At 44.6% G+C, this 6,310-nt stretch carries 7 protein-coding genes; 5 read left to right on the plus strand and 2 right to left on the minus strand.

The window, feature by feature from the left end; all coding sequences use genetic code 11:
• The 4 genes from R7Q48_RS05085 to R7Q48_RS05100 all read left to right on the plus strand — a co-directional run bounded on the left by R7Q48_RS05085 (position 1) and on the right by R7Q48_RS05100 (position 3,623).
• On the plus strand, positions 1-891 hold the full coding sequence (locus R7Q48_RS05085; protein WP_033906681.1) for an HlyD family secretion protein: 891 nt from the start codon (positions 1-3) through the stop codon (positions 889-891).
• A 16-nt stretch (positions 892-907) separates the two neighbouring features.
• The gene (locus tag R7Q48_RS05090) at positions 908-1,594 is read left to right on the plus strand and encodes a potassium channel family protein (RefSeq protein ID WP_017634413.1); all 687 of its coding nucleotides are present in this window, start codon (positions 908-910) and stop codon (positions 1,592-1,594) included.
• Positions 1,587-2,735, plus strand: coding sequence for an AI-2E family transporter (locus R7Q48_RS05095; RefSeq protein ID WP_005386936.1), 1,149 nt, complete (start codon positions 1,587-1,589; stop codon positions 2,733-2,735). The genes R7Q48_RS05090 and R7Q48_RS05095 overlap by 8 nt, the downstream gene beginning before the upstream one ends.
• A 216-nt stretch (positions 2,736-2,951) precedes the next feature.
• Positions 2,952-3,623, plus strand: coding sequence for a DUF2057 domain-containing protein (locus tag R7Q48_RS05100; protein ID WP_017634411.1), 672 nt, complete (start codon positions 2,952-2,954; stop codon positions 3,621-3,623).
• A gap of 59 nt (positions 3,624-3,682) precedes the next feature.
• Here the strand turns inward: R7Q48_RS05100 and R7Q48_RS05105 are convergent, their stop codons facing one another.
• Both R7Q48_RS05105 and R7Q48_RS05110 read right to left on the minus strand, forming a co-directional pair.
• The gene (locus R7Q48_RS05105; protein ID WP_005374936.1) at positions 3,683-4,129 is read right to left on the minus strand and encodes an RDD family protein; all 447 of its coding nucleotides are present in this window, start codon (positions 4,127-4,129) and stop codon (positions 3,683-3,685) included.
• Positions 4,130-4,309: 180 nt separating this feature from the next.
• Positions 4,310-5,074: a ferredoxin--NADP reductase gene (locus tag R7Q48_RS05110; RefSeq protein ID WP_005374935.1), complete on the minus strand. Its 765-nt coding sequence runs from the start codon at positions 5,072-5,074 to the stop codon at positions 4,310-4,312.
• 210 nt (positions 5,075-5,284) lie between these two features.
• Between R7Q48_RS05110 and R7Q48_RS05115 the strand changes: the two genes are divergently transcribed.
• Positions 5,285-5,737: an acyl-CoA thioesterase gene (locus tag R7Q48_RS05115; protein ID WP_005374933.1), complete on the plus strand. Its 453-nt coding sequence runs from the start codon at positions 5,285-5,287 to the stop codon at positions 5,735-5,737.
• Positions 5,738-6,310: the final 573 nt, after the last annotated feature.

Genomic DNA, 6,310 nt, shown 5'->3' on the forward strand with positions numbered 1-6,310 from the left:
ATGAAAAAACTATTCGTAATCGCACTCAATCTTGTCATTCTTGGTGGCGCAGCTTGGCTCGGCTATCAAAAGTTTGAGGAATACTTTAATAACCCATGGACACGAGATGGGCAAGTGCGTGCTAACGTCATCAAAGTGGCTCCTCGCGTATCAGGCCCAATTGTAAATGTCGCGGTGCAAGACAACCAAGAAGTAAAAACGGGGGATTTACTGTTTGAAATCGACCCTGCGACTTACCAGGTTGCGTTATCTCAAGCCGAAGTAGCACTGGAGCGCTCCATTGTTAGCTCTCGCGGTAAAAAAATCGAATATGACCGCTTAAAAGACATTCGTGCCAAAGACCGTGGCGCAGTTTCTCATAAGGATCTGATTCGTCGTGAAATCGCTTACGAAGAATCGCTACTGCAAATCAAATCTGCAGAAGAACAACTAAAATCAGCACGCCTTAACCTCAGCTTTACCAAAGTTTATGCGACCGTCGATGGTTTTGTATCTAACCTCGATATTAGAAACGGTACGCAAGCGGTCGCAAACCAACCACTGCTCGCACTGATCGACAAAAACAGCTTTTGGGTATTTGGTTTCTTCCGTGAAAACCAACTTGCGCAAATCGAACCTGGCAGCCAAGCGCGTGTCACTTTGATGTCTCACCCAGACACGCCAATTGACGCGACGGTTGACTCGATTGGTTGGGGTATTGCGCCCAAAGACGGCACGGTCGGCTACAACCTTCTTCCAAACGTAAACCCTGTTTTTCAGTGGATTCGCCTAGCACAACGTATTCCGGTGCGAATCTCCCTACAAGAACTTCCTGAAGATGTTGATCTTCGATTCGGGCTTTCTGCGTCCATCATGGTGATGAAAGAGTCATCCGCAGAAAGTGAACAATAACTAAGTGAGAAGAGCCATGGTCATTGGTAAAAACCTCAAAAATATTAATGAAGAAAACAACTTCTTCTATCTAACCTTAGCACTAGTGATTTTGTTGCTAGGGAGTGCGATGGCACAAGTCGTAGGTGAAGGGACGATTGAACACATACTTCAGGCTTTCACGGTTCTGACGTTTATCGTCTGTTTTGCGAGCCTTCGCTTTGACAAAACCTGGTCTCGTTTCCTCTACAGCCTGTTTGGTGTTTGGGTTCTTGTGATTGTGATCAAGACCGTTTTCGACATCAGAGAGATGAATGTGGTGATGCTTGCCCTCACCTTTGCGTTCTTTTTCGGCACTTTTAAATCCATCGCAAGACAGATTCTTTTCACCGGCCATGTCAACAGCAACAAAGTCATTGGCTCGGTAGCGCTTTTCTTGCTGCTTGGTCTGATGTGGGCGATTGCCTACCTCATCCTGCTTGAGTTTTCGCCTGAAGCCTTTACCGGTATGGAAGCGATTTCTTGGGGGCAGAACTTCTCCAATGCAGCGTATTTCAGTTTCGTTACCTTAACCACGCTCGGTTATGGCGACATTAGTCCTCTAACACCACTGGCTCAAGTCGTGGTGTATTTAGAGGCCATCACAGGTGTTTTTTATATGGCGATTGTTGTTTCAAGTCTCGTCAGTTCTAACATTGATCATCAGGTAAACAAAAATGGATAAACAATCGGTAAAAATCGACAGTAAGCTTTTCATCAGTAATATGGTGGAATCGGCAATACGCATTGGCTTGATCTTTGTCTTGCTGATGTTTACGTACGACATCATCAAACCCTTCATCCTTCCGGTTATTTGGGGCGCTATTATAGCCGTCGCTTTAATGCCGCTTACCCAAAAATTGCAGCGTGTATATGGTGGTCGCAGAGGTCTGGCAGCCACAACCATTGCTTTACTTGGTATTGCCCTCCTTGTCACGCCACTTGTTATGGTATCAGGCTCCATTGTGGATGGTGCAACGCACGCGCTTGAAGTACTACAAAATGGACAAGTGAAAATACCAGGGCCAAAACCTTCCGTAGCGGATTGGCCTATCGTAGGTGATAAGCTCTACGAAGTGTGGACCCTATTCGCTACTAATCTTGAGCAAGCGATTCAAACCTTTATGCCACAAATAAAGGCAGGACTCACATCTTTACTGGGTACACTTGGGGGCGTATTGGGAAGTTTACTGCTTTCAATCTTGTCACTTGCTATTGCAGCAGGTTTCATGACGTACTCTGAATCTGCAGCATCAGGCTTAAGAACCATCGCGATTCGAACCGCTGGTGAAAACGCAAAAAGCTGGACCACGCTTATCGCAGCAACAATTAAAAGCGTACTGCTTGGCGTAGTCGGTGTAGCGGCGATTCAAGCACTGTTGATCGGTGCTGGTTTCTTCGTATTTGGCGTTCCGGCAGCAGGTTTACTCACACTGCTTCTAATGATCTTATGTATCGCTCAGCTCCCGGCGTTGCTCGCTGTGCTACCTGTGATTGGCTTCATGTACATGACCCAAGACACCTCAACAGCAACCATGTTTACTGTTTGGGTCGTAGTTGCGGCTCTTTCTGAAAACCTGTTCAAACCAATGTTAATGGGACGTGGCGTCGACGTGCCAATGCCTGTGATTCTGCTCGGTGCCATCGGTGGTATGCTTTTCTACGGCATCGTTGGTCTGTTCTTAGGTGCCGTTATCCTAGCAATTTGGTATGAGTTATTTGTTTGGTGGTTGAGCATTGAGAAAGCACAACAGCAAGAAGAAATGGCAGAACAACAAGACGCTTCTGATGACCAATCAGAACCTGGACACGGTGCTGGCATTTAATAAATCAATAAGTTAGAAAGAAATTTAATCTATAACTTATGATATCAAACCGCTGCATTTCAGCGGTTTGATTCTATTTGGATCACAGTTTCGTCGTAATAAATGCGATAAAAATGACGTTCTTGTTAAATTTTCATACTTATTACACTTGGGAGTTGCAATCGGGCAATGAACGATGCACTCTCGATGACCACTAATTTGCTTAGGATAAAAACAATGAAATTGATCAAGCCTTTAACTTGTGCGCTTGCTCTCGCAATGAGTGGCATGGCATTCGCAGATGTAACCGTGAGTGTTCCTGACAACGTTTCAGTATTAGCGGCTAACGGTGAAAAAGCAGATCTTTCGGGTGGTTTTTTCGCCTCTGAAAGAACACTGACGTTACCTGATGGCCTTAACCAAGTCGTATTTCGTTTCGCCCCTTACTTCAACCAAGGTAATGACCGTTTAAGTGTTGAAAGCGATGTTATCGTTACACGATTTGACGCGACCAATGCCGAACTCACTCTACAAATGCCAGAATACCGCAACCTACGTGATGCGGAAGAGAAGATCAAAGACTTAGATTGGAAACTGGTTGATGATTCTGGCAACGCAATCGCGGTTGACCAGGACAAGTTGCTCAAACCGGGTATGCAAATCGGTCGTGATTACGTACGTGAAATCGAAGATTATAACCAAGCTGGCGGTGCAGCAGCCGTGGCTTTTGCTGGCGCAGCAACCATGCAGCCAGTCACGCTTCCTGCAAAGGTTCCTGCGGATATGAAGCAAGTGAGAGCAACTGCGGTTAAAGCGGATTCGACAGCTGAAGAGATGCTGCACTTCTGGTACCAAAAAGCAGACGCAGAAACCAAAGCTCGCTTTAAGAAATATGTTAATCAACAGTAAATCTGGTTAACTTTATCGATATTAAAAAAGCCACTTCACGTGGCTTTTTTGATCAAAAATTAGGAAGCTTGGACAACTTTAGTATTGGCGATCAAGTCATGCAACAATCGTCGCTCCGGATGAAAGAACAACAATGCCAAATTTACCAACGGGATCCCCGGAATGAGCATCTCCAGCAAGTAGCTAATAACAAGCCTTAACCCTGCTGTAACTTTCGTTGCCTTACTATCATTTTTCATTACAACTTTAATACCAATCATGCGCATACCAATGGTTTGCCCATGACTCAATGCATTCCAGTTGATCATTAAAACCGTTGGTAAAGAAAGCAAGTAAAACGCCTGAGTTTCACGAACAAGCGTGAGGTTATCTGCTAAAGAGAGCTGAAAGTCGTTAAGAAAAGAGTTAATACTCAATGCGATGATTAACACGACCACCATCGCAAAGAGCAGGTCGATAAAACCAGCAATGATTCTCTGTTGCTTGCTCGCGATAAAAGCATACATGGACTTCAGTCACCTCAATGTAATTGGTTAAGCGAGAATGACTGAGTGTACAGACGCGCAATGGTGAGCGCAGTTTAGGTATTGCCAACATAATATTCAACTAAGAACATACTAAATCGCGATCGTATCTCAAAAGTAATCATTACATCTTGAGCATAACCGTATCAATTTAACAAAACGCTACCAGTAACGTTCGTAAATGATATTTCCCCCAGTTTGATGGCGATACTTTTCCAAGCCTAGCTCTTGTAAAACGGGCACGGTATCTTTGATCATTTGCGGATTCCCACACATCATGACAAAGCTACGCTGAGCTGAGAATGGCGCATCAGCGGCGTTGGACAGTAAACCCGATTCGATGAGTTCAGGAATTCGGCCTTGTAATTTACCGTCAACCACTTCCCTGCTGACTATCGGTATATACTTTAATCTGCCTTCATATCGTTGCTGAAGCTGTTCAATTAGGTATTTATAAACCAGATCTTTTTCGAAACGAACGGCATGAACCAGCACAATGCGCTCATTGTGAGGCGGTAAGTTTATATCATCCAGCAGCGATAAAAACGGTCCAATCCCCGTACCTGTAGATAGCAGCCACAGGTCATGAGCCTGTTTAGGAATAGAGTCATGGATTAAATCGCCATGTGCGGTGGCACCGACATAAATGCTATCACCAGATTTAAGCTTTTGGAGCCGTGGAGAAAGTTGTCCTTGAGGGTCGGCTACTATTAGAAATTCCAACCAATCGAATTGCTCGCTTGGTGCATTAACCACAGAGTAAGCACGGCTGATCGGCTTACCTTCATCATCAAGCAAAGCAAGCTTGGTGAATTGGCCAGCTTTAAAGGAAAGAGGCGCGCCAGATATTCTCAAACTGAACAGCTCACCTGTCCAATCAATGCGTTTCTCAACTCTTGCGAGGTTGAAACCTTTGAGTTCAATCATGAGACACCTCCTATCTGGTTACTCTTAGTTAAACTTACGCCTTCAACTCGATTATGTAAAGTTTCTAGTTTACATAATCAAACCACTATTTCATTTCACATTTTAAAAACAATTTTATTACATATTAAATGATTACATCTAGAATAAATGCTCAAAGTGATAAGTCGCGTCGCAATTTGTGGCAAAGCAGATGAAAAAGGAGCTATAAAAATGGACACACTGTTAAAGGACTTTCCCGTTATCACAGAGATAAAAGTCGCATGGGGTGAAATGGATGCTCTGCAACACGTTAATAACGTGGTCTATTTTCGCTACTTCGAGACCGCACGTTTAGATTACTTCAACAAAATTAACCTGCTGGTCGACCTGCAGACCTCGCAAATTGGGCCAGTACTGAGCGAGACTCAATGCCGCTACAAATTGCCTGTTACTTACCCAGACACGCTATTAGTCGGTTCTCGCGTAATCGACATGCAAGAAGATCGCATCACAATGGAGTACCAAGTGCTGAGTAAGAAGTGGGGGAAAATTGCGACCATCGCGACCGCCACTGGTGTGATGTTTGATTTTAAGAACAACGTTAAAGCTGCGATTCCAGATCACGTTCGCCAGTCGATTTTAGACTTGGAAGGAACCGTGGGTAGTACGCATCATTTGGAGTAGCAAGAAACGAGAGATTAAAGGCGAGGTTCCCGACAGCGCTCCTTCATCGCTATCGGGAATGATGCTGAGATACCATTCCAACTTACGCAATAAGAAAACTAGAGTCATTCTAATGAGCCTAAGTGAATCATTCGAAACCTCGCTAAACGTAACAGCAGAGCGACTCTTCCAGCCTACGCGATAAGAAAAGCTGCGTCATTCTAGCGAGCCAAAGCAAGACTAAGAATCCACTTACCGCTTGCTGCAGACCATAAAGCCATGAATAAACTCAATACAATCTGAGAGTAGATTCTGAATCACGCTCGTTCCTCGCGGTTCAGAATGACGGTTCGAGTTTGGCTCTGACCTCTACAAAACCATCTAAAAAAGCGATTCCAGACAAGCCTAAGTGACCATCCGAAATCTCGCTTGAGACGCATCAGCAGCGCGACTCTTCCAGCCTACGCGATAAGAAAAGCTGCGTCATTCTAGCGAGCCATAGCGAGACTAAGAATCTACTTACCGCTTGCTGCAGACCATAAAGCCATGAATAAACTCAATACAATCTGAGAGTAGATTCTGAATCACGCTCGT

The sequence above is a fragment of the Vibrio sp. 378 genome (genome assembly GCF_033339435.1).